Source organism: Paraburkholderia sp. SIMBA_030 (assembly GCF_046535245.1).
Lineage (GTDB): Bacteria > Pseudomonadota > Gammaproteobacteria > Burkholderiales > Burkholderiaceae > Paraburkholderia.
Genome location: NZ_JAWRXB010001528.1, coordinates 1 through 240, shown reverse-complemented (window position 1 = coordinate 240; position 240 = coordinate 1). Strand labels below are relative to the sequence as shown.

Sequence of the window (240 nt, the reverse complement as noted above, 5' to 3'; positions counted from 1 at the left end):
CGACGATGTCCTCCGGACTGCCGCGCAAATCGAATTCGACGGGAGCCGCGCTGGCGTCGTCGAAAACGAGGACGGGCGCCTGTTCGCCCCGCGCGAGGACCTCTTTCACGGCGAGCGCGACCCGCGGCAATTCGCCGGAAGCGATAAGGCGATGGCCCTCAAAGGCCGTACAGGTGCGGGAATACGTGGTCACGACAATCTCCGGTTCAGGAAGTTGTCGAATTATATCCGGGTTAAAAC

1 protein-coding gene is annotated in these 240 nt (G+C 61.7%); it reads right to left on the bottom strand.

The features are described from left to right. Window positions 1-193: DUF2239 family protein (locus SB772_RS45125; RefSeq protein ID WP_410839165.1), on the bottom strand; the 193-nt coding region annotated here is incomplete at its 3' end. Window positions 194-240 lie beyond the last annotated feature (47 nt).